At 68.2% G+C, this 26,704-nt stretch carries 28 protein-coding genes; 15 read left to right on the forward strand and 13 right to left on the reverse strand.

The window, feature by feature from the left end; translation table 11 throughout:
• The gene (flgL, locus tag AACL56_RS30720; protein WP_339093901.1) at positions 1 to 1,212 is read left to right on the forward strand and encodes a flagellar hook-associated protein FlgL; all 1,212 of its coding nucleotides are present in this window, start codon (positions 1 to 3) and stop codon (positions 1,210 to 1,212) included.
• A 307-nt stretch (positions 1,213 to 1,519) separates the two neighbouring features.
• Here the strand turns inward: flgL and fliR are convergent, their stop codons facing one another.
• The 13 genes from fliR to fliF all read right to left on the reverse strand — a co-directional run bounded on the left by fliR (position 1,520) and on the right by fliF (position 12,940).
• The gene (fliR, locus tag AACL56_RS30725) at positions 1,520 to 2,305 is read right to left on the reverse strand and encodes a flagellar biosynthetic protein FliR (protein ID WP_425337112.1); all 786 of its coding nucleotides are present in this window, start codon (positions 2,303 to 2,305) and stop codon (positions 1,520 to 1,522) included.
• An 8-nt stretch (positions 2,306 to 2,313) separates the two neighbouring features.
• Entirely contained in the window at positions 2,314 to 2,583 is a 270-nt protein-coding gene (gene fliQ / locus AACL56_RS30730; RefSeq protein ID WP_339093903.1) for a flagellar biosynthesis protein FliQ, read from the reverse strand.
• A gap of 10 nt (positions 2,584 to 2,593) precedes the next feature.
• Positions 2,594 to 3,352 (reverse strand): flagellar type III secretion system pore protein FliP, encoded by a 759-nt coding sequence (fliP, locus tag AACL56_RS30735; protein ID WP_339093905.1) that lies wholly within the window; start codon positions 3,350 to 3,352, stop codon positions 2,594 to 2,596.
• A complete protein-coding gene (gene fliO / locus AACL56_RS30740; protein WP_339093906.1) occupies positions 3,349 to 3,846 on the reverse strand; it encodes a flagellar biosynthetic protein FliO in 498 nt (165 codons plus the stop codon). Before fliO ends, fliP begins: the two co-directional genes overlap by 4 nt.
• A complete protein-coding gene (gene fliN, locus AACL56_RS30745; RefSeq protein ID WP_339093908.1) occupies positions 3,843 to 4,277 on the reverse strand; it encodes a flagellar motor switch protein FliN in 435 nt (144 codons plus the stop codon). Before fliN ends, fliO begins: the two co-directional genes overlap by 4 nt.
• Positions 4,270 to 5,274, reverse strand: coding sequence for a flagellar motor switch protein FliM (fliM, locus tag AACL56_RS30750; protein ID WP_339093910.1), 1,005 nt, complete (start codon positions 5,272 to 5,274; stop codon positions 4,270 to 4,272). The genes fliN and fliM overlap by 8 nt, the downstream gene beginning before the upstream one ends.
• 24 nt (positions 5,275 to 5,298) lie before the next feature.
• Positions 5,299 to 5,802: a flagellar basal body-associated protein FliL gene (gene fliL, locus AACL56_RS30755; RefSeq protein WP_339093912.1), complete on the reverse strand. Its 504-nt coding sequence runs from the start codon at positions 5,800 to 5,802 to the stop codon at positions 5,299 to 5,301.
• 147 nt (positions 5,803 to 5,949) lie between these two features.
• The gene (locus AACL56_RS30760) at positions 5,950 to 7,377 is read right to left on the reverse strand and encodes a flagellar hook-length control protein FliK (protein ID WP_339093914.1); all 1,428 of its coding nucleotides are present in this window, start codon (positions 7,375 to 7,377) and stop codon (positions 5,950 to 5,952) included.
• A gap of 25 nt (positions 7,378 to 7,402) precedes the next feature.
• Positions 7,403 to 7,858, reverse strand: a complete 456-nt coding sequence (gene fliJ, locus AACL56_RS30765) for a flagellar export protein FliJ (RefSeq protein WP_339093916.1) — start codon at positions 7,856 to 7,858, stop codon at positions 7,403 to 7,405.
• A 40-nt stretch (positions 7,859 to 7,898) separates the two neighbouring features.
• Positions 7,899 to 9,323 (reverse strand): flagellar protein export ATPase FliI, encoded by a 1,425-nt coding sequence (gene fliI, locus AACL56_RS30770; RefSeq protein WP_339093918.1) that lies wholly within the window; start codon positions 9,321 to 9,323, stop codon positions 7,899 to 7,901.
• A 16-nt stretch (positions 9,324 to 9,339) separates the two neighbouring features.
• The gene (gene fliH, locus AACL56_RS30775; protein ID WP_339093920.1) at positions 9,340 to 10,017 is read right to left on the reverse strand and encodes a flagellar assembly protein FliH; all 678 of its coding nucleotides are present in this window, start codon (positions 10,015 to 10,017) and stop codon (positions 9,340 to 9,342) included.
• Between the two features lie 150 nt (positions 10,018 to 10,167).
• Positions 10,168 to 11,166 (reverse strand): flagellar motor switch protein FliG, encoded by a 999-nt coding sequence (fliG, locus tag AACL56_RS30780; protein WP_339093922.1) that lies wholly within the window; start codon positions 11,164 to 11,166, stop codon positions 10,168 to 10,170.
• Complete coding sequence (gene fliF / locus AACL56_RS30785) at positions 11,159 to 12,940, reverse strand: flagellar M-ring protein FliF (protein WP_425337098.1); 1,782 nt, start codon at positions 12,938 to 12,940, stop codon at positions 11,159 to 11,161. The genes fliG and fliF overlap by 8 nt, the downstream gene beginning before the upstream one ends.
• A 292-nt stretch (positions 12,941 to 13,232) precedes the next feature.
• Here fliF and fliE point away from each other — a divergent pair, with 292 nt between their 5' ends.
• From fliE to AACL56_RS30855, 14 genes are all read left to right on the forward strand, one after another.
• Positions 13,233 to 13,550 (forward strand): flagellar hook-basal body complex protein FliE, encoded by a 318-nt coding sequence (gene fliE, locus AACL56_RS30790; RefSeq protein WP_339093924.1) that lies wholly within the window; start codon positions 13,233 to 13,235, stop codon positions 13,548 to 13,550.
• A gap of 175 nt (positions 13,551 to 13,725) precedes the next feature.
• Positions 13,726 to 15,372 carry a FliC/FljB family flagellin gene (locus tag AACL56_RS30795; protein ID WP_339093926.1) on the forward strand — a complete coding sequence of 549 codons (1,647 nt, stop codon included), beginning with the start codon at positions 13,726 to 13,728 and terminating at the stop codon, positions 15,370 to 15,372.
• 162 nt (positions 15,373 to 15,534) lie between these two features.
• Entirely contained in the window at positions 15,535 to 15,891 is a 357-nt protein-coding gene (locus tag AACL56_RS30800; RefSeq protein WP_339093928.1) for a flagellar protein FlaG, read from the forward strand.
• A 63-nt stretch (positions 15,892 to 15,954) separates the two neighbouring features.
• Positions 15,955 to 17,397 carry a flagellar filament capping protein FliD gene (gene fliD / locus AACL56_RS30805; protein WP_339093930.1) on the forward strand — a complete coding sequence of 481 codons (1,443 nt, stop codon included), beginning with the start codon at positions 15,955 to 15,957 and terminating at the stop codon, positions 17,395 to 17,397.
• 37 nt (positions 17,398 to 17,434) lie between these two features.
• Positions 17,435 to 17,854 carry a flagellar export chaperone FliS gene (gene fliS, locus AACL56_RS30810; RefSeq protein WP_339093932.1) on the forward strand — a complete coding sequence of 140 codons (420 nt, stop codon included), beginning with the start codon at positions 17,435 to 17,437 and terminating at the stop codon, positions 17,852 to 17,854.
• Positions 17,855 to 17,895: 41 nt separating this feature from the next.
• Positions 17,896 to 18,228 carry a flagellar protein FliT gene (locus AACL56_RS30815; RefSeq protein ID WP_339093934.1) on the forward strand — a complete coding sequence of 111 codons (333 nt, stop codon included), beginning with the start codon at positions 17,896 to 17,898 and terminating at the stop codon, positions 18,226 to 18,228.
• A gap of 58 nt (positions 18,229 to 18,286) precedes the next feature.
• Positions 18,287 to 19,648 (forward strand): flagellar hook-length control protein FliK, encoded by a 1,362-nt coding sequence (locus tag AACL56_RS30820; RefSeq protein WP_339093936.1) that lies wholly within the window; start codon positions 18,287 to 18,289, stop codon positions 19,646 to 19,648.
• Positions 19,645 to 19,932 (forward strand): EscU/YscU/HrcU family type III secretion system export apparatus switch protein, encoded by a 288-nt coding sequence (locus AACL56_RS30825; RefSeq protein WP_339093938.1) that lies wholly within the window; start codon positions 19,645 to 19,647, stop codon positions 19,930 to 19,932. Before AACL56_RS30820 ends, AACL56_RS30825 begins: the two co-directional genes overlap by 4 nt.
• A gap of 335 nt (positions 19,933 to 20,267) precedes the next feature.
• Positions 20,268 to 20,642 (forward strand): flagellar transcriptional regulator FlhD, encoded by a 375-nt coding sequence (gene flhD / locus AACL56_RS30830; RefSeq protein ID WP_339093940.1) that lies wholly within the window; start codon positions 20,268 to 20,270, stop codon positions 20,640 to 20,642.
• The gene (gene flhC / locus AACL56_RS30835; RefSeq protein WP_339093942.1) at positions 20,639 to 21,226 is read left to right on the forward strand and encodes a flagellar transcriptional regulator FlhC; all 588 of its coding nucleotides are present in this window, start codon (positions 20,639 to 20,641) and stop codon (positions 21,224 to 21,226) included. The genes flhD and flhC overlap by 4 nt, the downstream gene beginning before the upstream one ends.
• Before the next feature lie 75 nt (positions 21,227 to 21,301).
• Positions 21,302 to 22,162 (forward strand): flagellar motor stator protein MotA, encoded by an 861-nt coding sequence (gene motA / locus AACL56_RS30840; protein WP_339093943.1) that lies wholly within the window; start codon positions 21,302 to 21,304, stop codon positions 22,160 to 22,162.
• Positions 22,163 to 22,199: 37 nt separating this feature from the next.
• Positions 22,200 to 23,156, forward strand: coding sequence for a flagellar motor protein MotB (motB, locus tag AACL56_RS30845; RefSeq protein ID WP_339093945.1), 957 nt, complete (start codon positions 22,200 to 22,202; stop codon positions 23,154 to 23,156).
• An 82-nt stretch (positions 23,157 to 23,238) separates the two neighbouring features.
• The gene (gene cheA, locus AACL56_RS30850) at positions 23,239 to 25,332 is read left to right on the forward strand and encodes a chemotaxis protein CheA (protein ID WP_339093947.1); all 2,094 of its coding nucleotides are present in this window, start codon (positions 23,239 to 23,241) and stop codon (positions 25,330 to 25,332) included.
• A 21-nt stretch (positions 25,333 to 25,353) separates the two neighbouring features.
• Positions 25,354 to 26,670, forward strand: a complete 1,317-nt coding sequence (locus AACL56_RS30855; protein ID WP_339093949.1) for an EAL and HDOD domain-containing protein — start codon at positions 25,354 to 25,356, stop codon at positions 26,668 to 26,670.
• Positions 26,671 to 26,704 lie beyond the last annotated feature (34 nt).

The raw sequence follows: 26,704 nt of genomic DNA on the forward strand, positions 1-26,704 counted from the left end.
ATGCGCATCAGCACCTCCTCCTTCTACGAGCAGAACGTCATTGCCATGGGCCAGCAGCAGCAGAAGCTGTTCCGGGTCCAGCAGCAGCTGGCCACCAACTCGAAGTTCCTCACGGCCGGCGACGATCCGGTCGCCGCGGCACGCTCGCTCGGCGTCAGCCAGACGCTGTCCGAGAACGCGCAGTTCGCCACCAGCCGCCAGCGCGCGACGCTGGCGCTGACCACCGAGGAGGGCGCGCTCAACTCGGTCACCTCGATCCTGCAAAACATCAAGACGCTGACGGTCGCGGCCGGCAACGGTACGCTGACGGACGCCGACCGCGCCTCGCTCGCCACCACCATCCAGAGCGGTCTCGACCAGCTCATCGGCGTGGCCAACTCCGACGACGGCAACGGCCAGTACCTGTTCGCCGGCTTCAAGAGCGGCAGCCCGCCGTTCGTCGCCAGCAGCGGCGGCGGCGTGCAGTACGTGGGCGACCAGGGCCAGCGCCTGATGCAGGTCGACGTGGCGCGACAGATCTCCACCTCGGACGACGGCCGCAGCGTGTTCCAGTCGGTGCAGGGCGGTGCGGGCTACGTGACCTCCTCGTCGGCCTCCAACACCGGCACCGGCGTGTTCAGCTCCGTGAGCGTGAACGACGCCACCGCGGCCAACTACGGCAAGGACTTCACCATCAGCTTCGCCGCCGGCAACTACACCGTGAGCACGAAGGACACCCCCCCGGTGGTGGCCGCCACGGGCACCTTCACCGCCGGCCAGCCGATCTCGTTCGGCGGCGTGCAGCTGAGCATCACCGGCGCACCGGCCGACGGCGACACCTTCGACGTGTCGACCGCGAAGAACGCCGGCACCGACGTGTTCGAGGCCATCGGCAAGCTGGTGACCGCGCTGCGTACCCCGCTGACCGGCGGCGGCGACGCGGCCAAGGCCCAGCTGCTGAATGCGCTGAGCACCGCCAACGTGAAGGTGACCAATGCGCACGACAACGTGCTGACCGTGCTGTCGTCGGTGGGTTCGCGCCAGAACGAGATCGACGCACTGGATTCGAGCGGCGCCGACAGCAAGCTGCAGGAAGAGAGCTACCTCTCGAGCATCCAGGACCTGGACCCCTACAGCGCCATCGCCGAGTTCTACCAGCGCCAGTCGTCGCTGCAGGCCACGCAGATGACGTTCGCGCGCTTGAACAGCATTTCGCTCTTCAACTATCTGTGACTCGCCCCCAGGCTTCGCGCACTTCGTGTCCGCGTCTCCCTCCCCCTACCGGGGGCAACACCTGCGGCCCGGCGAAGCCGGTTCCTCGGTGTTCCTTGGCTCGCCCCCAGGCTCCGCGCACTTCGTGTCGCTTCTCCTACCCCCTACCGGGGGCAACACCAGAGGCCCGGCGAAGCCGGTTCCTCGGTGTTTCTGGAGTGGGGCCGGGTTGCGCGGGCGCTTCGTGTCCGCTTTGCCTTTCGCCTGCTGGAGGCCGGGCAAGGCCGGTTCCTCGGGGTTTCCCGAGTGAGCGGGGTAGCGCGGTGGGTTACGGGCGCAGGCCTTCGGTGAACCGCAGCATGTTCGAGATCGCTTCAGCGAACCTGGGCTCGAGGAACGCGCCGAGGTTCGGCATCAGCAGCTGCAGCATGAAGATGCCCGCGAGCAGCGTGAGCGGAAAGCCGACGGCGAAGATGCTGAACTGCGGCGAGGCGCGGTTCAGGATGCCCATGGCCAGGTTCAGGGTGAGCAGCGCGGTGACGAGCGGCAGCGCCAGCATCAGGCCGCTGGCGAAGATGTCGCCGCCGGACAGCACGAGAAACATCCAGCCGCCCGACGCGAGCGGACCGGCGGAGATGGGCAGGGTGCGGAAGCTGTCGGTCAGCGCGTTCACCATCAGCAGGTGGCCGTCGAGCGCGAGGAAGATCAGCATCGCGAGCATGTTCAGCAGCCGCGACACCACCATCGTGCTGCCGTGGCTCATCGGATCGAAGAAGGACGCGAACGACAGGCCCATCTGCAGGCCGATGTATTCGCCGGCAGCGAGCACGGCGGCGAACACCAGCTTCATCGAGAAGCCCATGGCGGCGCCGATGAGCACCTGCTGCAGGATGATCCAGCCGCCCTCGACCGAGACCACCGCGACCGCCGGAAACGGACCGATGGTGGGTGCGACCACGAAGGTGAGCATGGCGGCGACCGCCACCTTCACCTGCCGCGGAACCCACGCCTCGGAGAAGACCGGCGCGGTGCTCATCAGCGCGAGCATGCGCACGAAGGGCCACAGGAAGGCGACCATCCAGGCCTCGAGCTGGCCCGAGGTGACGGAGAAGATCGACGGCGTCACGCCAGCAGCTGCGGAATGCCGGCGAACAGTGCGCGCATGTAGTCGAGCATGCGGTCCAGCATCCAGGGGCCGGCGATGACCAGCGTCGCGAACACCGCGAGCAGCTTGGGAATGAACGACAGCGTCGATTCGTTGATCTGCGTGGCCGCCTGGAAGATGCTGACGATCAGGCCGATCACCAGCGCCACGAGCAGCAGCGGGGCGCCCAGCAGCAGCGAGATTTCCATGGCCCGGTGGCCCATGGTCATGACGGATTCGGGGGTCATCTCTGCGTACCTAGAGGTAGAAGCTCTGTGTGAGTGCGCCGATGAGCAGCTGCCAGCCGTCGGCCAACACGAAGAGCATCAGCTTGAACGGCAGCGCGATGGAGGCGGGCGGCACCATCATCATGCCCATGGACATGAGCACGCTCGCCACCACCAGGTCGATGATGAGGAACGGTATGAAGATGGTGAAGCCGATCTGGAACGCCGTCTTCAGCTCGCTGATGACGAACGAGGGCAGCAGGATGCGCAGCGGCACGTCCTCGGGGCCCTGCATCTCGGGGGCCTTGGCCAGCCGCGCGAACAGGGCCAGGTCGCTCTCGCGGGTCTGCTTGAGCATGAAGGTCTTGAACGGCGCGATGCCGCGTTCCATGGCCTTCTCGGCGCTGATCTTGTTCTCGGAGAAGGGCACGTAGGCGTCGGTATAGGCCTTGTCGAGCACCGGCGCCATCACGAAGAAGGTGAGGAACAGCGACAGCCCCACCAGGATCTGGTTGGGCGGCGAGGTCTGCGTGCCGATGGCGGTGCGCAGCATGCCCAGCACGATCAGGATGCGCGTGAAGCTGGTCATCGACAGCAGCAGCGCGGGCAGGAAGGTGAGCGAGGTCAGCAGCACCATGGTCTGCACGCTCAGCGACCAGGTCTGGCTGCCGCCGGGGCCCGGGGTGCTGGTGAGGCCGGGCAGGCCCTGGGTCCAGGCCACGGCGGGCAGCGCGGCGGCGGCAAGCAGCAGCGCGGCACGCAGGCCGCGGCGCAATGCGGGGTGCGTCATGGGGCGGGATGCGACTTGCCCGAGAGCGACTCGCGCAGTTTCCGGGCAAAGAGTTCGACGGGATTGTTGGGGGCGCAGGCGCCGGCCTGAGCGGCGGAAGCAGTGGGGGCGTTCGCTTGCGCAGGCAGCGTGTACAGCGTGTTGACCTGGCTCGGCGTGACGCCCAGCACCAGCCAGGTGTCGCCCACTTCGACCACCACCACGCGTTCGCGCTGGCCGACGCTGGCGCTGGAGACCACCTTCACCAGGTGGCCGCCGCCCAGGCGTTGCAGGCCGAAGCGGCGCGCGAGCCAGGCGCAGCCGAAGATGAGCCCGACCACCACCGCCATGCCGAAGCCGGCCTGCAGCAGGCCGGACGCGCCCGTGGCGGCGGGTGCCGCCTCGTGCACCGGGGTGGGCACGGTGGGCAGCGCGGCATGCGCCGTGTGCACCGCCTGCGCCCAGAGGGCGGGCAGCAGCGCCGCTCCCGCGAGCAGTTGGCGGCGCAGGCTCATGTCCGTGCGAGCTTCTGCATGCGCTCGGAGGGGGTGACGATGTCGGTCAGGCGGATGCCGTATTTCTCGTTCACCACCACCACTTCGCCTTGCGCGATGAGGTAGCCGTTGATCAGCACGTCCAGCGGCTGACCGGCCAGGCCGTCGAGCTCGACCACCGAGCCCTGCGACAGCTGCAGCAGGTTCTTGATGGTGATGCGGGTGCGGCCGATCTCGGCGGTGAGCTGCACCGGCACGTCGAGCACGCGGGCGATGTCCACCGGCGTGGCGGTCGAAGGCGCGGCGGCTTCCTGGATCTGCTGGAAGACTTGCGCGGTGGCGGGCGCCACGGCGGGTTCGGGCGCCGGCGTGGCGGTGGCGGCGGTCTGCTCGGCCAGCGCGCTGGCCCAGTCGTCCGCGTCGCTGCTGGCGGAAGAGGTGTTGTCAGTCATGGTCGTTCTTCAAATCGCTGTCTTGATGGGAGATCATTTGTTGCACGCGCAGTGCGTAGCGCTCGTTGGAGGTGCCGTAGCCGCACTCCATCACCGGCACGCCGCCGACCTTGGCGACGACCGTCGTCGGCAGCTCGATGGGGATCACGTCGCCGACCTGCATCTTCATCACCTCGCCGATCGAGGAGGGCATGGTCACGAAGTCCGCGATGAGCTCGACGTCGGCGGCCTGCATCTGGCGCGACATCTGCTTCACCCAGCGCTTGTCGACCTCGACCTCGTCCTGGATCGGGTTGGACAGCTGGTCGCGGATCGGCTCGATCATCGAGTAGGGCAGGCACACGTGCAGGAAGCCGCCGATGGGGCCGAACTCGATCTGCAGCGTGGTGTTGATCACCACCTCGTTGGGCGCCACGATGTTGGCGAGCTTGCCGTGCATCTCGGCGCGCACGTAGTCGAAGTCCAGCGGGAACACCGGTTGCCAGGCGTCGCCGTAGCACTGCAGCGACAGGTCGAGCAGCCGCTTGATGATGCGCTGCTCGGTGCGCGTGAAGTCGCGGCCTTCCACGCGCACGTGGTAGCGCCCGTCGCTGCCGAAGAGGTTGTCCACCACGAGGAACACCAGCTTCGGGTCGAACACGAAGAGCGCGGTGCCGCGCAGCGGCTTCATGTGGATCATGTTGATGTTCGCGGGCACCGGCAGGTGCCGCACGAACTCGCCGTACTGCTGGATCTGGACCGGCCCCACCGAGATGTCGGGGCTGCGGCGCATGAAGTTCAGCAGCGCGCCGCGCAGGCCGCGCGCGAAGCGGTCGTTGATGACCTCCAGCGTGTGCATGCGGTTGCGCACCACGCGGTCGGGTGCGCCGAGGTCATAGGCGGGCAGCCCGTCCTTGGGCGGCACCGGCGCGGTCGACGACTGGTCGATGTCCCCGCCGGTGACACCCTGCAGGAGCGCATCGACCTCGTCCTGGGAAAGCACCTGTTCATACGCCATGGGTCGCTGGTCCGAAGGAGAAGGTCACTGCACCACGAAGGTGTTGAAGGACACGTTGGTGATGCCCAGCGGCGCCTGGCCGGCGGCCAGCGGCGTGTTGAGCGTGGTGCGGATTTCCTCGGCCAGCTTGGCCTTGCCTTCCGGCGTGACCAGGCTGTCGGGCGCGCGGTTGGACAGCAGCATCAGCAGGCGGCTGCGCAGTTCGGGCATGAACTCGACGATCTGCGCCTTCGTGCGTTCGTCGGGCAGGCGCAGCGCCATGCCGATTTGCAGGAAGCGCGGGCGGCCCTCGGACTGCAGGTTGACGGTCAGCGGCTCGAGCGCCAGGAAGATCGGCTTTTCCGGCACGGGCGGCTTCGCCGCCTCGGGCGCGGAGGCCGTGTTCATGAGGCGGGGCACGAAGGTGTACGCGGCCGCGCCGGCGGCGGCGATGCCCACGGCGATCACGAGCCCGATCACGAGCTTCGAGGAACGCTTGGAGGCTGGCTGCGCGGCGGATGCGGTAGCGGCGGAAGAGGAGGAAGCCATGGTGAAACGGGTTTTGGGGTCCGAGCTATTCTTTGCGAAGTCCCTCCGGAACGAACGGCCGAACAAGCGCACAAAGGCGTGTCATATCCGTTCATTGCCGGGCGCCGGTCGGGGCGCCGTGGAGGGGAAGGTGGCCGAGGCCGGATGTCAGGCGAAGGTGTCGACCCCCGCGCCGGCGTTGCCCGCCGGGCCCGGGCGCACGGCCGCCACCGGGGCCGCCTGCACGCTGGCGGCGGCACGGCCGGCACCGGGGTAGCTCGCCGCCTGCTGGCGGCCGCCGTTCTGCTGCTGTTGCTGCTGCGCGAAAGCGGCGTCGTTGCCGAAGGGCTGGCGCGTTTCCGCGCCGACCGAGGCCTGGCCCAGGGTGATGCCCTGTTCCGACAGCGAGGTGCGCAGCTGCGGCAGCGCGGCCTCGACGGCCTTGCGCACGCTCTCGTGCGCCGACACGAACATCGCCTGCGCCTGGTTGTCGCCCATCGACAGCGTGACCTTCAGCGGGCCGAGACCGGCCGGGTTCAGGCTGAGTTCGGCCGTGTGATGGCCGCTGGTGCTCATGCGCGCGAGCTGCTGGCCGAGGGCCGGCGCCCACTTGTCGCTGCCGACTTCGGGCTGGATGGTGTGCACGGGCGCGCGGGCGCCGGCGGTGTCGCCGGCGCGGTCGGCCTGCGCGGTCGCGGCGGCGGGCTGCTGCAGCGCGAACTGTGCGGCCGGGGCCGGGGTGTCGGTCGCGTCGGTGCCGGGCTGGGCCGCCGAGGCGGACGGCACGGCAGCGGCGGTGACCGTGTCGCAGGTGTCTTCGGCCGGCTTGGCCTGCGCGGCCAGCTGCTCGGCGGTGGTGGCGCTCACGGTGCGCCGCGGGGCGGCACGTCCGCCGGCGGCAGCACTGGTGCCTGCGCTGGCGGATGCGCCTGCGGGCCGGCCGCCGGCCACGCCCGCGGTCTGTGCGGCAACCGCAGCGCGCACCACGTCCTGCAGCGAGGTTGTCGGCGCCGTGGCGTCGGCAGCCGCGTCGGCGACGGGCGTCAGCGCGGACACGTCGACGCCGGTCTTCGCGGCATCCTTGGCCGCGAGGCCGGTGTCGGGTGCAGGCTTGGCGGCGGCGGCCTTCGCATCGGCGGCCGCGGCATCGGGCTTCAGCCCGGCGAGCGCGTCCTGCAGGGCCGGATCGGCCACGACGTCGGTGGCCGCGGTGACGGCCTTGTCGGCAGCGGCGCGGGCCGCACCCACGGCGGCGTCGGCGGCTGCGGCGCTCGCGCTCACATCGGCCTGCGCGGTGCGGCCGGCCAGCGTCAGGGCGTGCAGCGGCGTGTTGGGCGGCGCGAGAAAGGCCAGGTTCGGATCGGGCAGCGCGTCGCTTGTGTCGTCGTCGGCGCCGGGCTTGCGAACGGGCTTGCGTTCCGCCGCGGCGACGCCCGAGGCGTCATCCGCCGGCCTGGCGCGCTGGTTGCCGCGCGAGCGCTCCAGGGCCGCGCCGAAGCCGCGGCCCTGCGCGTCGTCCGCATCGCCACGGCTGCGCGAGCCGGCTTGCGAGACGGCCTGGCCGGCGGCGCTCGGCATGACGGGGGGCATGATCATGGGTGGCATGTCTGTTCCTGGAGATTCAAAGGGTCGGGTGCGAGGCGCGGTCGAAGAACTTGCGCGCTGCGCGCTCGTCGCTGTCGCGCTGCTCGCGCTTGTTCGCTGCCATCGTTTCCTGGGCGCGCACGCGCTCGGCCAGGGTGTCGAACGAGCTCAGTCGGCGCTTCTGCTTCTGCCAGTCGACGCGGCCGTTGTCCAGCCGGCTCTCGGTCTGCGCGGCGATGGCGCGCTGCTGCTCGATGGCGCCGTCCAGGGTGCCCAGGAAATTGCGGTAGTTGCGCCACTGCGACGAGGGCAGGCCGTCGCGCATCAGGGCGTCGAGCTGGTCGTGGTAGTCCTGGCGGTACTGCAGCAGCAGTTCGAGCTTCTGGCTGGCGTTCAGGTGCGCGCTCTGCAGCGCGCCCAGGCGGCGCGCGGCGTCGTCCGTCTGTGTGTGGGCCAGGTCGATCAACATGCCGAGGGGGAGCTTGCGGGTCATGGAGGGAGTCCTTGCTTGGTATCTCTGAATCTGTGTGCGCCTAGACGCGGCGTTCGGCCCTGAACAGGTTTTCCAGCTGCCCGATGGCCTCTTCGTAGGGCGTGCGCTCGTCCATCGACTGCTGCAGGAACGCCTCGATGCGCGGGTACATCGCGATCGCCTGGTCCAGCTGCGGGTCGTGGCCCGGCGCGTAGGCGCCGACGCTGATCAGGTCGCGGTTGCGCTGGTAGCGCGAGAGCATCTGCTTGAAGCGGCGCACCGTGTCGAACTGCGACGACGGGATCAGCGCGGTCATGGCGCGGCTGATGGAGGCCTCAATGTCGATGGCCGGGTAGTGGCCGGCCTCCGCCAGCGTGCGCGAGAGCACCACGTGGCCGTCCAGGATGGCGCGCGCCGAGTCGGCGATCGGGTCCTGCTGGTCGTCGCCTTCGGACAGCACCGTATAGAAGGCAGTGATTGAGCCGCCGCGCCCCTGGGCGTCGCGCGAGCCGTTGCCCGCGCGTTCCACCAGCGCGGGCAGCTTGGCGAACACCGAGGGCGGGTAGCCCTTGGTGGCCGGCGGCTCGCCCACGGCCAGCGCGATCTCGCGCTGCGCCATGGCGTAGCGGGTGAGCGAGTCCATGATGAGCAGCACGTCCTTGCCCAGGTCGCGGAAGTACTCGGCCAGGCAGGTGGCGTACGCCGCGCCCTGCAGGCGCAGCAGCGGGGAGTTGTCGGCGGGCGCGGCCACCACCACGGCGCGCGCGAGGCCTTCCTCGCCGAGCGTGTTCTCGATGAAGTCCTTCACTTCTCGGCCGCGTTCGCCGATCAGGCCGACCACGATGACCTCGGCGCTGGTGAACCGCGCCATCATGCCGAGCAGCACGCTCTTGCCCACGCCGGAGCCGGCGAACAGGCCCATGCGCTGGCCGCGGCCGACGGTGAGCATCGCGTTGATGGCGCGCACGCCGACGTCGAGCACCGAGTCGATCGGCGCGCGCGTGAGCGGGTTGATGGGCGGCGAGCTCAGCGGCACCTTGCGTTCGAGGTCGAGCGGGCCGAGCCCGTCGAGCGGGCGGCCGGCCGCGTCGACCACGCGGCCGAGCATGCCGATGCCGACCGGCAGGCGCTTGGTATGGGCATTGCCCGCGCCGGCATGGCCCGGCTCCACCGTCACGGGCCGCGCGAACACGCGCGCGCCGGGCACCAGCCCGGCCACCTCGGTCTGCGACATCAGGAACAGGCGTTCGCCCGCGAAGCCGACCACTTCTGCCTCGGCATAGCGCTGTGCATTGCCGGGCGGCAGCTCGATCAGGCAGTCGCTGCCCACGGGCAGCTGCAGGCCCACGGCTTCCAGCACCAGACCTACCGCGCGCGTGAGGCGGCCGGAGGCGGTGGTGGTGGTGACGTGCGAGACGCTGCCGCGCGCCTTGTCCAGCGCGGCGCGCACGGTCTGCAGGTGAGGGTTGGAGGCGACGGTCTGCATCGGTGCGATCGGGTGTTCAGGCGGATTCCGCGCCGTAGGCGCTGTCGTCGCGCAGCACCGAAGACACGCGCTTCCAGCGGGTCTCCAGCGTGCCGTCGAGCTCGCCGTTGGCGGATTGCACGCGGCAGCCGCCGCGCGTGAGGGTGTCGTCGGCGCGCACCTGCCAGCCGGCGGCCTCGATCTCGTGGCCCAGGCTGTTCTTTACCAGCGCCGCGTCGTCGGGGTGCAGCAGCAGGCGCGGCTCGCCGCGCAGGGCAGGTTCGGTGTTGAGCAGGTCGCGCACCAGCGGCAGCACCCAGCCGGGCTCGGCCGTGAACGTGCGGTGCACCACCTGGCGCGCCACGTCGAGGGCCAGCGCGAGCACGGTGTCTGCCAGCTCGCCTTCGGCGCGGCGCAGGGCGTCGGGGAAGGAACGGGTCAGCGCGCGCAGGCGCTCGGCGTGCACGGTGGCGGCAGCGAGGCCGGTGGCCAGGCCTTCGGTGTGGCCGGCCTTGCGGCCTTCGGCGAGGCCCTCGGCCCGGCCTTCGGCTTCGGCCGCGGCGCGTGCATCCTTGCGGATGCGGGCCAGTTCGGCCAGATCGATCTTCGGCGCAGGCGGTGCGGGCGGCGGCACGGGCACGCCCGCACGCGCGGCGGCGCTTGCCGTCTTGCGGCCGGCGGGCGCTGGCGGCCTGCCGCCGTCGAGCGTGCCCATTTCCCAGCGTTCCCAGGCGGAAAGTGCGGGCTTCGGGCCGGCTGCGGCCTGCCGGGCCGCAGCCTGGATCGCGGCGAGGCGTTCGGGCGAGCCGCCGAACAGGTCGGCGCGGCCGAAGCCGGAGGCGCCGTTCGGGCGGGCGGGGCGGGGTCAGACGAAGTCATCGGTGCCAGGTGCCGCAATCACGATTTCGCCGGATTCCGCGAGGCGGCGCGCCACCTGCAGGATCGCCTTCTGCTCGGCCTCGACCTGCGACACGCGCACCGGACCGCGCAGTTCCATGTCCTCGCGCAGCGTTTCGGCGGCGCGTTGCGACATGTTGTTGAGGAACTTGTCGCGCAGCTCCATCGGCGCGCCCTTGAGCGCGATGATGAGCGAGTCGCTCTCGATGTCCTTGAGCAGGCGCTGGATGCTGCGGTCTTCCAGGCCCAGCAGGTTCTCGAACACGAACATCTCGTCGACGATGCGCTGTGCCAGCGCCTCGTCCTGCTCGCGCACATGGGCGATGGCTTCCTCTTCCTGCGTGGTGCTCATCAGGTTGACGATCTCCGCCGCCGTGCGCACGCCACCCAGTCGGCTGCGGCGCAGGCCCTGGCCGGCGAGCATCTCGGTGAGCACGTCGGTCAGCTCGTTCAGCGCCGACGGCTGCACGCCGCCGAAGGTGGCCACGCGCATGATGACGTCGTGGCGCAGGCGCGTGGGCAGCTTCTCGAGCACCTCGGAGGCCTTCATGCGGTCCAGGTGCACCAGCAGCGTTGCCAGGATCTGCGGGTGCTCGTCGCGGATGAGCTCGGCCACTTCGCCGGCTTCCAGCTCGTTGAGGCGGTCGATGCCGCCGCGCGGCTCGTCGGGCTGCAGGATGTCTTCGAGCAGGTTGCTGGCGCGGTCCTCGCCCAGCGCCTTCTTCAGCACCGCGCGGATGTAGCTGGTCGAGCCCAGGTGCAGGGCCGAGAGCTGCTCGGTTTCCTGGCGGAACTCGGCCAGCACCGAGGCCAGCTCTTCCTTGGAGACGGAAGTCAGCTTCGACATCGCGAGGCCCAGCGCCTGCACCTCGGAGGTGGGCAGCTGGTGCAGCGCGGCGGCGGCGCGGTCTTCACCGAGGGCCATCAGCAGGATGGCGCTCTTGCGGGTTCCGATTTCGTTACTCATCGCTGTTCATCCAGTGCTGGATCAGGGCCGCGACCAGCTTGGGGTCCTTCTCGGCGATCTGGTGCGCGTAGTCCATGTCGGCCTTCTTGCGGTTGGCTTCGCGTTCGCGCAGGGCTTCTTCCTGCGACGGTCCGGCGGCTTCCGGCGTGTCGGCCGGGGCGGTGTCTTCGGGCTCGGCGGCCGGCACGGGCGCCGGAGGCGGCGCCGCGTGGCGGCGCACCAGCGGCCGGATCACCCCGAACCAGGCGAACAGTGCGAGCAGCGCGATCAGCAGGTACTGGCCCAGCGTCTTGCCGATCTCGATGTTGTCGCGGTCCTTCCAGAACGGCACTTCGGGGCCGGGGCCGCTGTCGGCATCGCGGGCGAAAGCGCTGTTGACCACGTTCAGCGAGTCGCCGCGGTCCTGGCTGAAGCCCATGGCTTCCTTGGCGAGGTTGCGGATCTGCTCGAGCTCGGCCGGGGTCAGCGCGCGGCTGGTGCTCTTGCCGCCGGCGTCCACGCTGTCGCGGTTGTTCACCACCACCGCGACCGACAGCCGCTTCACGCCGCCGGCAGCCTGCTGCACGTGGCGGATGGTGCGGTCGAGCTCGTAGTTGGTGGTGGTGTCCTTGCGCGTGCTGCTCGGGCCGCTTGAAGCGGTCGAGGCCGTGGAGGCGGTCGTGCCCTGGGCAGCGGCGGCACCCGGTGCACCCGGCGTTCCGGGAGCGCCCGGCGTACCGGCCGGCGGCGTGCCCGGCGCGTTCGGGGCGCGCGGACCGACGATCGGCGCGGTCGGGTTCACCGGCGGCTGGTTCGACAGCGCGCCCGGCACGCCGCCGGGCGGTCCGCTGCCGTGCTGCGCCGATTCGCTCGTCTGCTGGCTGCGCACGGCGGCCTGCGACGGGTCCTGGTTGGGCTTGTATTTCTCGTCGGTGTGCTCGACCACCGAGAAGTCGATGTCGGCAGCCACCTGGGCGCGCACGTTGCTCGCGCCGACGATCGGCTGCAGGATGGCCTCGATGCGGCGGATGTAGCCGGCCTCGATCTCCTGCGCATATTTGAGCTGGCTCACGTCCAGCCCGCGGTCGGCACCGCGCGCGGAGGACAGCAGGTTGCCGCGCTGGTCGACCACGGTGACGCTCTTGGCGTCCAGGTCGGGCACGCTGCTCGACACCATGTGCACGATGGCGCTGACCTGGCCTTCGTCGATGCTGCGCCCGCGCAGGAGCGTGAGCACCACCGACGCCGAGGGCTTCTTCTGCTCGCGCACGAAGAGCGAAGGCTTCGGCAGCGCCAGGTGCACCCGGGCCGCCTCGATGGTGCCGATGGATTCGATGGAACGCGCCAGCTCGCCCTCGAGGCCGCGCTGGTAGTTCACCTGCTCCGCGAACTGGCTGGTGCCGAACTTCTGGTTGTCCATCAGTTCGAAACCGACCCCGCCGGCCTTGGGCAGGCCCTGGGCCGCGAGCTTCAGGCGCGTTTCGGCCACCTTGTCGCCCTGGATCAGGATCGCGCCGCCGCCTTCGGCGAACTTGTAGGGCACGTTCATCTGCTGCAGCGACGCGATGATCGCGCCGCCGTCGCGGTCCGACACGTTGGTGTAGAGCACCTTGTAGTCGGGCGCGCGGCTCCACAGCATGAACGCGGCGGCCGCGGCCACCACGGCCGCCGCGCCGACGATCAGCGGCAGCTTGGGCTGCGCGCGCATGCGCTCCAGGATCGGGGGCAGGCCGGAGCCTGCACCGGAGCCGTTGCCGGCATTGGGCATGTCGCCCGCGGGCACTGCCGTGCTCATGCGTGCACCTTCGTCACGGCTGCGCAGCCGGCAGGGGCCGATGCCTGGTCAAGAGAGGGGATTCGGTGTTGAGATTTCATTCCGGAGGGCCGGTGAAGTCGTCCACGGCCTGTTCGTTTCGAGAAGATTGTCAACAGTCGAACGGAATTCGAATGGCCGAACAGCCGGGGTTTTCGCCCTCAGTTGCGCGCTTGAATCGGGGTCTTCCCTTGATACGCTGCGGGCCAGCCGGAGGACTTGCGTCCTCCTTGTCAAGTCACGCAGAAGTGTTCACACAGGAAGAAGAGATCCCATGTCGATCAGCGCCATCGAATCCGTCTTGCAGCAGATGCGCGTCACCGCGCTCAACACCGGCATCGCCCCGGCCGCGGGCGCGCCCGCGGAAGCCGGCGGCTTCGCCGCCGAGCTCAAGCGCTCGCTCGCCAACATCAGCGGCGCCCAGCAGAGCGCCTACGCCCAGGCCGAATCGTTCGAACTGGGCAAGCCCGGCGTGGCGCTGAACGACGTGATGGTCGACCTTCAGAAGGCCAATGTGGCGTTCCAGACCGGGCTTCAGGTGCGAAACCGCCTGGTCACCGCCTACCAGGAGGTCATGAATCTCCAGGCCTGACGGGGTGTTGGGGTGACTCGCGGGGCGTGCGCAACTTTTTTGCGAGAGGCCCTAAAGGTTTGTGGGGGCTGGCCGATAACCAAATCAACGATGGCTTGAGTCTCACAGTGGAAGCGGGTCCAGCGTTACGGCCGATGGCCGGAGTCACACAACCTTTGTTAATCAGGAGTCGATCATGGCGCAAGTCATCAACACGAACAGCCTCTCGCTGCTCACGCAAAACAACCTCAACAAGTCGCAGTCGGCGTTGAACAGCGCCATCGAGCGCCTGTCCTCCGGCATGCGCATCAACAGCGCCAAGGACGACGCTGCCGGCCAGGCCATCGCCAACCGCTTCACGGCCAACATCAAGGGCCTGACGCAAGCAACGCGCAATGCCAACGACGGCATCTCGATCGCCCAGACGACCGAAGGCGCGCTGACCGAAGTCAACAACAACCTGCAACGCATTCGCGAACTGTCGGTGGAAGCCGCCACGGGCACGAACTCGGCAACCGACCTGGACTCGATCCAGGCTGAAATCGGCCAGCGTCTGGACGAAATCAACCGCGTGTCGGAACAGACCCAGTTCAACGGCGTGAAGGTCCTGTCGGCCAACGCTGGCAAGCTGACCGTGCAAGTCGGCGCGAACGACGGCGAAACCATCGACATCGACCTGCAGGAAATCAGCGCCAAGACCCTGGGTCTGGACAACTTCAACGTGAACGGCAAGGGCGCCGCCAACAAGTCGGCCACCGAGTCGGACCTGCTGGTCGCTGGCTGGACCAAGGGTGCCACCACCAACGGCAACACCGCCTACACGAAGAACACGACCGCCGCCACGGCCAACGACGTTCTCTCGAAGATGCAAGACGGCGGCACGGTCGCAGTCGGCACCGCCACCTACACGTACAGCGCTTCGTCGAAGAGCTACACGCTCGCTGAAACGGGCCGCACCGGCGCCCCACTCACCGCCTCGCTGACGGCACCGGCCGGCCAGACCCTGTCGGCCACCGTGACCCTGGGCGGCAAGGCAACGGACGTCAAGATCGACAGCTCGGGCGGCATCACCGCTGCCGACGGCTCGGCCCTGTTCGTCGACGTCACGGGCAACCTGACCCCGACCGACAACGGCGGCTCCGCCGTTGCAGCAACCGTCTCGTCGCTGACCGGCGCGATGGCCACCGCAGGCGACACGATCAAGATCAACAACACCGGCGCGGTGTTCACGGCCACGGCTACCGCCGGCACGATGAACGTCACGAAGGAACCCGTTGCTGCCGACACCGTCAAGGCCCTGGTGAACACGTTCGCCGCCGCCGCCACGATCGACATCGACGGCGCTGCAGGCAGCACCGCTGCCTACACCGTGGCTGCAACGACCGGTGCAGTGACCAACGGCGGCGCTCAGTTCGTCGACCTCAGCGGCGCGCTCACGACCGCCACGACCGAAACCGTCACGATGCATGAAAACGGCGTCGTCACCGACAGCAAGGCCAACACCGTGTACGCCGATGCGGCCAACGTCGGCAAGCTGACGACCAAGGCTGTCAGCAACACGACCGCCACGGTCGACCCGCTGAAGGCACTCGACGCCGCTCTGTCGAAGGTCGACAAGCTGCGCAGCTCGCTGGGTGCGGTGCAGAACCGTTTCGACTCGGTGATCGCCAACCTGGGCACCACCGTGACCAACCTGTCGTCGTCGCGCTCGCGCATCGAAGACGCTGACTACGCGGTCGAAGTGTCGAACATGACGCGCGCCCAGATCCTGCAGCAAGCCGGTACCTCGGTGCTGTCGCAAGCCAACCAGACGACGCAAGGCGTGCTGTCCCTCCTGCGTTAATCCACAACCCTCAACTAGCAAAGGAAAGCCGGCCCCCGCAAGGGGGTCCGGCAGGCGCAGGCCCCGGGAGCAAGCCCGGAACCGCCTGCGCTGTGCCCAGCGGCCACGCCCGAAGCGAGGCCGCTGGGCACAGCGAGAACCGCCAGACAACAAGGTAGAAAAATGTCGAACCCCGTGCCGACCATTCCCGTGAAGGACAGTCCCTGGACGCAGCTGCTCGCCGGCCGCGCCGCGGGTGCCGGCGCCGGTGCGGCGACTGCCGCCGCCGCGGCCGAAGGCGCCGTGGACGAGGCCACGCCGGTGCAGGTGGAGCACGCGGTGCGCGAGGTGAATGCGGCGCTCGCGGTGCGCGAGGTCGGCCTCCGCTTCGAGGTCGACAAGGACACCGACAAGCTCATCGTGAAGGTGGTCGACCGCGCCAGCGGCGAGGTCATCCGCCAGATCCCGAACGAAGAGGTCGTGCGCATCGCCAGGCTCATGAGCGAAGGCAACGGCCTGCTGGTCGACCAGGCCGCCTGAGCGCGCCTGGAGACCAACGCGCCCCCTCTCTTTGAAGAACAAGCAACACAGGAATTCATTCAAATGGCAACGATCAGCAGCCTTGGTGTCGGCTCCAACCTGAATCTCGCGGACCTGCTCACGCAGCTGCAGACCGCCGAGAGCCAGCCGCTGGTGGCGCTGCAGGCGAAGGCCAAGAGCTACACGAGCAAGCTCTCCGCCTACGGCACCATCCAGAGCGCGCTCAGCGTGCTGCAGACGGCAGCCAAGAAGCTCGCCGACCCGACGCTGTTCCAGAGCGTGACGGGCACTCCGACCGTGAGCGGGATCCTGTCCGCGTCGGCCACCGATTCGAGCGCCGCCGGCAACTTCACCATCGACGTGCAGCAGCTCGCGCAGGCGCAGACCGTGGTCAGCGCGGGCCAGGTGGACAGCAAGACCGCCATCGGCAACGGCAAGATCACCATCGACTTCGGCCAGATCAGCGGCGGCACGCTCAACGCCGCCACCGGCCAGTACACCGGCGCCACCTTCACCGCGGACCCGAGCCAGCCCGCCAAGTCGATCACGATCGACCCGACCAACAACACGCTCGAAGGCATCCGCAACGCAATCAACGGTGCCAATGCCGGTGTGACCGCGTCCATCGTGAACGACGGCAGCGGCACGCCCAACCGCCTGGTGCTGACGTCCTCGACGACCGGCGAGAAGTCGAGCATGCGCATCTCGGTCGACGGCGACGCGGCGCTGCAGAACCTGGTGGGCAACGACCCGGCCGGCACGCAGAACCTGAAGCAGACCTCGGTGGCGCAGAACGCCAAGCTGAATGTGAACGGCATCGACGTCACCAGCTCGACGAACACCGTCAAGGAAGCCATCCAGGGCGCGACGCTCACGCTGGTCAACACCGGCAAGACCGGCCTGTCGATGAAGGAAAACACGGCGGGCGCGAAGTCGGCGATCACCGACTTCGTGAATGCCTACAACGCGCTGCAGAGCACCGCCAAGACCCTGACCGCCTACGACGCCGACACCAACACGGGTGCCGCGCTGGTCGGCGACACCACGCTGCGCAACCTGCAGACGCGCATCCGCCAGGCGCTCACCACGCCGCAGGCCGGCGGCGCCAACGACATGAAGGTGCTTGCCGAGATCGGCGTCGGCTTCCAGAAGGACGGCACCCTCGCCGTCGACGCCACCAAGCTCGACAAGGCCCTGGCCAACAACCTCAAGGGCGTGGCGGGCCTGTTCTCCAGCGCCACCGGCAGCACGAGCGGCTACGGCAAGCAGATCGACGCGATCGTGACCGACCTGAACACCGGCGCACTGAAGGTGGCCAGCGACGGCGTGACCTCCACCATCAAGCAGCTGGACGACCAGTACGACGCCATGCAGACGCGCGTGGACGCCACCGTCGCCCGCTACAAGGCCCAGTTCACGCAGCTCGACGTGTTGATCAACAGCATGAACAACACCAAGACCTACCTCACGCAGCAGTTCGAATCGATGTCGAACAGCTCCAAGTAAACAGGCAAGAGCCAAGCACAGCGACACGGAGCAGCCGATGTACACACCCCACAACCTTCGCACGGGTGCCGGCGCGTATGCGCGCGTCGGCGTGGAAACGAGCGTGATGAGCGCTTCGCCGCACCAGCTCATCGTGATGCTGTTCGACGGCGCGAAGTCCGCCATCGGCATGGCGCGCTTTCACATGACGGCCGGCGAGACGGAGGCCAAGGGCCGTGCGATCTCCAAGGCCATCGGCATCGTGGACAACGGCCTGAAGGCCGGCCTCGACGCCACGGCGGCCGGCGAAGCCGGCGCCGAACTCGTGGGCAATCTCTCGGCGCTGTACGACTACGTCGTGCGGCGGCTCTTCCACGCGAACCTGCACAACGACGTGCAGGCGCTGGACGAGGCCGGGCAACTGCTCGAGAACATCGCTTCCGCATGGCGGGAGATCGATGACAGAAGCCGCGGCTGAGCCGCGGCTGCATCCAGATGACAACAGGGACAGGGAACAACATGGCAGTCAGGAGTGAGGTCGTTCATTGCTACGAGGAGCTCGCAGCCCACATCGCGCAGATGCTGGTGCTGGCGCGCGCCAAGGAATGGGGCGTGCTGCCCGAACTGGAGGCGCGCTGCGCCGCACTGGTCGACCGGCTGCGCGCCATCGAACCGCTGGAGACGCTCGACACGATCCAGATCGAGCGCGTGCTCGGCCTGCTGGACCGCATCCGCGTCGACCAGGCCGAGGTGTCGGGCCTGATCAAGCCGCAGATCGAGGATCTCGTGATGCGCATGGGCAGCCTGCACAAGCAGAAGAGCCTCGGCCGCGCCTACGGATCGACGCACTGAGCCGCACGCCGCGGATCGCACCGACGCCACCTGACCTTTCACCCCTGAAGACACGCCCATGACTGGACTTGCCGGACTCATCGACGCACTGCTGGCCGCCAGGCTCGCGCCGCGCCTCGACGTGCTCGGCATCAAAGGCGAGGCAGCCATCGGCGCGCCGGGAAAAGCGCTGCCGGTGGGCAAGGTCGAGAACGATGTGCGGCTGCCTTCCAATGCCGCGCTCGATCGCCAGATTCCGGGCGCGCTGGTCGGCGGCGGCGCCCACCTCGGCGGCGGCGCGCCGGCATCGATGACCGCGCGGCTGTCGGTGGCGGCACGCGTCATCGGCGCCGTGCTGGCGGACCTGCAGGCGGAGCCCGGCCCGGTGCGCGGCGCGGCTCCGCTGCTGGCTTCGCGTCAGCAGCCCGCCGATGCGGCGGCGCTGGCCGGCACGCTGGCACGCACGGTGTCCACCAGCGGGCTCTTCTATGAATCGCACCTGGCCGAGTTCGCAGCAGGAGGCCGCACGCTCGCGCAGATGGCCGCCGAGCCGCAGGCGCGCTGGGGCGGCCCCGTGGTTGCGAAGCCGGTGGCGGCAAATGCAGCGCTTGTGCCGGTCGTGCCCGGCGCGGCAGACGCGCCGCAGCCCTCCGCCGCGGCACCGGCGACGAACGCCGCCGCCACAGCGGCCGCTGTGTCGCAAGCCGATGCGGCGCTTGCCGCAATGCCTGGCACCGGGGCGCTCACGGGCAACGCCAACCAGGGCGGCACTCCTGCGAACGCATCTGCCACTCAGGCAGCGCACGCGAACAGCGGCGTGCCGAATGGCGCCGCTGCCGATTCCACGCTGCCGGCGCCCGCACCGGCGGTCGAGGCCTCGAAACTCCAGGCCGCCTATCGGCCGGCGGAAGCCGCGCAGGCAGGCAGCACTTTCGACAGTGCGGTGCCCGCGCACCGCGCCGGCGAGGCGGCGCGCCAATCCGAAACTTCCGCCGTGGCGCAGGCCGCGCGGGGAACCGAAGTCATTCATCCGCAAGCCGTCACGCTCGTGCACCAGCAGCTCGACCTGCTCGCCGGCGCCGTGTTCCGCTGGAGCGGCCAGGCCTGGCCCGACGTGCCGATGACCTGGTCGATCCAGGAAGAACAGGAACAGGCCGAGGCCGAAGCGCGCGAAGGCGCTGTCGTGGACGAAGACCCGGCGCGCCGCTGGTCGACCACCGTGTCGCTGCAACTGCCGCGCCTGGGCGACGTCGACCTGCGCCTGAGCGTGGCCGGCCCTGCCGTTCAGGCACACCTGACGGCGCGCGAGGCGCCCACCGCCGAACGGCTGCGCGGCGACGCGGGCCGGCTCGTGCGCCGCTTCGAGGCCGCCGGCCTCCAGCTGCAGCAGCTGCAGGTCGTGGCCAAGGCGGCCGCGCCCGCGGAAGCGGAGGTCGCATGACGGGCGCAATGAACGAGGGCATGGAAAACCGCAACAGCGCGGTCGCCCTGTCGTATGCCGACAAGGGCAAGGCGCCGGTCGTCGTGGCCAAGGGCTACGGCGTGGTTGCCGAATCGATCATGCGCGAGGCGCGCGAGAACGGGCTGTACGTGCACTCGTCCGCTGACCTCGTGAAGCTGCTGATGCAGGTCGATCTCGACCAGCAGATCCCGCCGCAGCTGTACCTGGCGGTGGCCGAGGTGATGGCGTGGATCCACGGATTGGAAAGCCATGAAACGAATTAATTCTTCAATTCGTCAATGCAAAGTCATGAGCTTTTCATTTGAATGCGGAAATTTCCGGTTCATTGAATCCATGATTGTTCATAGTCTTTATTGATGGAAATTTGACTATGAATAGATTATTGCCTTTAAGCGATTTTTGTAACTCGTGGTTGCATCTTTGCGACGGCGTTGTTACATCCACGGAGCAGAGCTTTCTCGAGGGAGAGAGTCGCGTTTGTGTCAGACGTTTCCTACTTTTTTTGTCGCCCTCTCTTACAAAGTTCTTCAAAGTGTAAAACTTTGTGTATATAATGTATACACGATTGATTAGAACCAAAGTGGACTGGGAATCGGAAATGGAACAAGACGTGGAAAACCTCAATTTCAATACCGGCGGCGTCATGTCGAAGGAAATCGGCGAGATTAATCTGGCCTATATGCTGCTTGCGCAGAAGATGGTGAAGCAGGACAGGGCGGAAGCCATGTTCCGCCTCGGCGTGGGACGCGAACTCGCGGATCTGCTGGCAAACATGTCGCTCAGCCAGATCGTGAAGCTGGCGGCATCCAACTTCCTGCTGTGCAGCTTCCGTCTGGACGACCGCCCGATGTTCGCGGTGGTCGGCGAAGGCAAGGAGCCCGCATTGCAGCAGGCTCACATGTCGATCCTGATGGCGGCACGCCAGGCTCAGGCGCAGGTCCAGATGCGTGACGCGGGCTCGGCGGCAGCATGATCCGCAAGAGCGTCCTGGGCGAGGTCCGTGAAGTGCAGCTCGCCGTCGAGCTGATCGGACTCGGCGCGCGCCTGCAGTTTCTCGAGGCGGCGGTCGCGCTGAGCCGGGAACGGCTGATCCGCCTGTACAAGGAACTCAAGGGCGTGTCCCCGCCCAAGGGCCTGCTGCCGTTTTCTACCGACTGGTACATGACGTGGCTGGCCAACATCCACTCGTCGATGTTCTACAACATCTATCGCTTCATGCTCGATGAAGCCGACGAGAACGAACTGCCCGCGCTCATCAAGGCTTACCGGCTCTACGTGGAGCAGGTCGGGTCGCAAGGCGGCGAGGCGGTGCTCGATTTCACGCGTGCCGAGACGATGGTGCGCTTCTTCGACAGCGACATGCTGCAGCTCAGTACCTGCAGCCGGTGCGGCGGCCACTTCGTGGCGCACGCCCATGACAACAAGAACGGATATGTGTGTGTTCTGTGCCGTCCGCCCTCGCGCGCGGGCAAGGCGCGCAAGCCCAAGACCGCGGATGTGCGGCGGGCCGGCCTGGTGGCTGTCGCGCCTGTGATGGATATCGGCGGCGCAGTCTAGGAAAAGTGCCCCACGTCCGCATGCGGACGTTCGGGGTTTGTTGATTTGTAGCCTGCGGGCGATGAGGGGTAGCGCGTGCTGATTCTGGCCGGATATATCGTGGTGATCGGTTGCGTGTTCGGGGGCTATGCCCTCATGGGCGGGCACTTCGGCGTCCTCTTCCAGCCGGTGGAGCTGCTCATGATCGGCGGCTCCGCGCTGGGAGCCTTCATCGCGGGCAACAACGGCAAGACCATCAAGGCGACGATCAAGGAACTGCCGCTGCTGCTGCGTTCCTCCAAGCACAACCGCCAGCTCTACATGGACCTGCTGGCGCTGCTCTACGAGTTGCTCGCCAAGGCCCGCAAGGAAGGCATGATGAAGCTGGAGTCCGACGTCGAGGACCCCAGCAAGAGCGAGATCTTCGCGCGCTATCCCAACATCCTCGGACACGAGGGCATCACCGTGTTCCTGAGCGACTACCTGCGCCTGGTCATCAGCGGCAACACCGATGCGCACGAGATCGAGGCGCTGATGGACCACGAGATCGAGACCATCCGCCACGAGGCCGAGGTGCCCGGCCACAGCCTGTCGCGCGTGGCCGATGCGCTGCCCGCGCTGGGCATCGTCGCCGCCGTGATGGGCGTGGTGCACGCGCTCGCCTCGGCCGACCTGCCGCCTTCGGAGATGGGCGCGCTGATCGCCCACGCGATGGTCGGAACCTTCCTGGGCGTGCTGCTGGCGTACGGCTTCGTGTCGCCGCTGGCCTCGGTGATCGAGCAGAAGGTGGAAGAGGGCATGAAGATCTACCAGTGCGCCAAGGTGACGCTGCTGGCCAACCTGAACGGCTACGCGCCGCAGCTCGCGGTGGAGTTCGGCCGCAAGGTGCTGTTCTCGACCGAGCGTCCTTCGTTCACCGAGCTGGACGACCACGTCCGCGAGGTCAAGGCGCGCTGACGCCCGCAACGGCGATCCAGTTGAACGAGCAGCGACCATGAACGACGGCAAGCCCCAGATCATCATCAAGCACGTCCACAAGGGCGGGGGCGGCGGCCATCATGGTGGCGGCTGGAAGATCGCGTACGCCGACTTCATGACGGCGATGATGGCCTTCTTCCTGGTGATGTGGCTGCTGTCCATCTCGAGCCCGAAGCAGCGCGAGGGCATCGCCGAGCACTTCCGCATGCCGTTGCGGGTGGCGATGCACGGCGGCGACAAGGCCAGCCTGAGCGCCAGCATGATCCCGGGCGGCGGCGCCGACCCGATGCATGTCGAGGGCGAAGTCAAGTTCACCGAGACCACCAGCGAGGACGAGGCCGACGCCAGCAGGCTTGCCGAGATGAAGCGCCAGCTCGAGGCGCTGATCGAGAAGAGCCCGGTGTTCCAGCAGTTCCGCTCGCAGATCCTGATCGACATCACCACCGAAGGCCTGCGTTTGCAGATCGTCGATACCGAGAACCGCCCGATGTTCGAGCTGGCCAGCGCCCGCGTGGTGCCGCACATGCGCTCGATCCTTCGCGAACTCGGACCGGCGCTCAACGGGCTGCCCAACAAGATCACCCTGTCGGGCCACACCGACGCCATCGTCTACACCAACGGCGACCGCTCCTATGGCAACTGGGAGCTTTCGGCAGACCGTGCCAACGCATCCCGCCGCGAACTGGTGATCGGCGGCATGACCGAGGGCAAGGTGCTTCGCGTGATCGGGCTGGCCGACAGCATGCACCTGGACAAGGCCGATCCGCGCAACCCGATCAACCGCCGCATCAGCATCATCCTGCTCAACCATCGGACGCAGGAGCGCATCGAACGCGAGAACAGTGTCGAGCCCGTGGGCACGCGCATCGGCAAGGTCCCGTCGGCGAGTGCCGCGGCGACGGGTGCCCGTTCGCCCGATGCGGTTGCCGGTGCCAGCCTCGTGGCGGCCAAGGCGAGCGTCGTGGCGCGATAGCGGCGGCCCGGATCTCGAAGCGCGAAGACAAAAAAAGGAACCCAAGCGGCCGGTGCGAGAACACCGGCCCGGAGCACAACAGATGGACCTCAGTCAATTCACCCAAGCATTCTTCGTCGAAGCCATCGAGCTTCTCGCCGAGATGGAGCAACTGCTGCTGGAACTCGACGTCGCGTCGCCAGACAGCGAACAGCTCAACGCCATCTTCCGCGCAGCCCACTCCATCAAGGGTGGTGCCGCGACGTTCGGTTTCACTGCCTTGACCAACACCACGCACGTACTCGAATCGCTGCTGGATCGCGCCCGCCACGGGCAACTGACCCTGAGCGCTCCGATGATCGATGCCTTTCTGGAAACGAAGGACGCCTTGCAAGAACAACTCACCGCCTACCAGGCCGGCAAGGAGCCGGATCCCGACATGGTCGCGCACATCTGCGGCGTGCTCCAGCAGCTTGCGCTGGAGAACGGCGGCGACGGCGCCGCACCTGCCGCAGTGGCAGCCGCCCCGGCGCCTGCACCGGCTCCGGCCCCTGCGCCCGCACCTGTCGCTGCCGCGAGCGCGCCGGCTGCTGCCGCCGGCGACGGCGTGCTGCGCGTGCGCTTCGCCCGCCTGTCCGACAGCGAATGCGACCTGCTCGCCGGCGAGCTCGCCAACCTCGGCAAGGTGCTCTCGCGCACCCGCACCAACGACCAGCTCACCGTGCTGCTCGAGACCACCTGCGATCCCGACGACATCGTGGCCGTGTGCTGCTTCGTGATCGACGAATCGCAGATCGACATCTCGCGCGAAGCTGCCGGCGCCGAAGCCCCGGCAGCCGTGGCCGAGCCCGTCGCTGCAGAACCCGCCAAGGTGGAAGCGGCCGCCGCACCGGCGCCCGCTCCCGCCCCGGCACCGGTGGCGGCAAGCGCTGCTGCAGCCCCGGCCGCGGCCGGCGCTGCAGCAGGCGCGAAGGAGTCCAGCTCCATCCGCGTCGACGTCGAGAAGGTCGACCAGCTCATCAACCTCGTGGGCGAGCTCGTCATCACGCAGTCGATGCTCACGCAGGCCGCGACCATGCTCGACCCTGTGGCCTACGAACGCTTCCTGAGCGGCCTGGGCCACCTCGAGCGCAACGCGCGCGACCTGCAGGAATCGGTGATGTCCATCCGCATGATGCCGATGGACTACGTGTTCAGCCGCTTCCCGCGCGTGATCCGCGACGTGAGCGCCAAGCTGGGCAAGCAGGTTCGCCTGGACACCTACGGCAAGGAAACCGAGCTCGACAAGGGCCTCATCGAACGCATCGTCGACCCGCTCACGCACCTGGTGCGCAACAGCCTCGACCACGGCATCGAGACGCCCGAAGTGCGCCTGGCCAAGGGCAAGGACGCCACCGGCCAGCTGCTGCTGTCGGCACAGCATCACGGCGGCAACATCGTGATCGAGGTCAGCGACGACGGCGCCGGCCTCAACCGCGAACGCATCCTGGCCAAGGCCATGCAGCAGGGCCTGCCGGTCAGCGAGACCATGCCCGACGAGGAGGTCTGGCAGCTCATCTTCGCGCCCGGCTTCTCCACCGCCGAGCAGGTCACCGACATCTCGGGCCGCGGCGTGGGCATGGACGTGGTCAAGCGCAACATCCAGGAAATGGGCGGCCACGTGGAGATCCACTCGCGCGGCGGCCAGGGCACCACCACCCGCATCGTGCTGCCGCTGACGCTGGCCATCCTGAACGGCATGTCCGTGAAGGTGGGCACCGAGGCCTACATCCTGCCGCTGAGCTACGTCATCGAGTCGCTGCAGCCGCTGCCGGAGCACCTGCATTCGATCACCGCCGACGGCCACGTGATCCGCGTGCGCGGCGAATACCTGCCGCTCATCGAGCTGCATCGAGTGTTCGACGTGAGCGGCGCGCAGACCAGCCCGACGCAGGGCATCCTCGTGATCGTTCAGGCCGACGACAGCCGCTTCGCGCTGCTGGTGGACGAGCTGCTGGGCCAGCACCAGGTCGTGGTGAAGAACCTCGAGACCAACTACCGCAAGGTGCCGGGCATTTCCGCCGCCACCATCGTGGGCGACGGCAGCGTGGCCTTCATCATCGACGTTGGCGCCATGCCGCGCATCCAGCGCGCGCAGGCCGCGAGCGCCGCGGCGCTGGCGGGGGCCGCCCGGAGGACCGACGCCATCGCTCTCTGACGCAAAGACCGGGACCACTGAATGCGCTTCGATTTCTTCCGACGCTCCGGCGCCAGCTCCGCCGGCGACGGCGACTCCATGCCCGGCGCGCTCTCGCAGAGCGAAGCGGGCGCGAACGGCCATGTGGCCTACGAGATGCTGCTCGACGGACAGCGCCGTGTCATCGGCTACCGCATGGCATGGCGCGGCCCGGGCGACCAGCCCGGCACGCGCACCGCAGCGGCTGCCGGCGTCAAGGCGCTGATGGACGTGCTGGCCCTGCACCTGAACCCGGAGAGCGCCGGTTGGTTGCTTGGCCCGCAGGTACTGTTCGTCGACGTGTCGGTCGACGCGCTGTTCCAGAGCGAGCTGCAGTCGCTGCCTGCCAGCAACGTGGTGCTTTGCATGGGACCGGACGACCTGCTCGACGGCGACATGCGCTCGATCCTGCTGTTCCTGCGCGAACAGGGCTTCGGCTTCATGCTGTGTGGCGCCAAGACATTGCCGGAGGACCCGGAGCTGCGCGCCATCGTCACGCACGTCGAGGTCGATGCGAACGACGCCGACACCGTGGCGCGCCTGCGCCAGGAGATGCTGCTGGGACACCCGGCGGTGGAGCTCATCGCCGCGCGGGTGCAGACCTGGCGTGAATACGACGCCTGCGTGGCGCGGCGCGTCAATGCGTTCATCGACGGCACCTTCGGCAACCCGCCGGTGCGCGAGGCCGAGGACGCGCTGCAGCCCGAGTCGCTGCTCATCGTGCAGCTGATGCAGATGATCCAGCGCAACGAGGACGTGCGCACCATCGAGGCCGCGCTCAAGCACGACGCTGCGCTCACCTACCGGCTGCTGCGCTACATCAACTCGCCGTCGGTCGGCATGGCGGTGGAGATCCATTCGCTGCGCCATGCGGTGGCGATGCTCGGCTATTCGCCGCTGTACCGCTGGCTGTCGCTGTTGCTGGCCACCAGCAACAAGGCGGGCTCGCCCTTCATGATGAAGAAGGCCATTCTGCGCGGGCGCTTCGTCGAGCTCATGGGTCAGGGCATGCTGCCGGCCAGCGAGGCCGACAACCTGTTCGTCGCCGGCATGTTCTCGCTGCTCGACCAGCTGCTGGGCGTGTCGATGGAAGGCGTGCTGCGCAAGGTGCAGCTGACCGAAGCGGTGCAGCAGGCCATCCTGTCGCGCGGCGGCCTCTACGGACCGTTCGTGGCGCTGGCCGAGGCCTGCGAGCTCGACAACGGCGATGCCGCGCGCCTGTCGGAGGCCCTCTTCGTGAGCGCGGCGCAGGTCAATGCGGCACAGCTGACCGCGCTGGTGTGGTCGCAGGACGCGGGCCCGGTTGCATCGGGTTCCTGAACATGCGCCGCGAGACCGCCCCAGAGTCCAACGC

Origin of the sequence: Variovorax paradoxus (assembly GCF_902712855.1) — a bacterium.
GTDB lineage: Bacteria > Pseudomonadota > Gammaproteobacteria > Burkholderiales > Burkholderiaceae_C > Variovorax > Variovorax paradoxus_Q.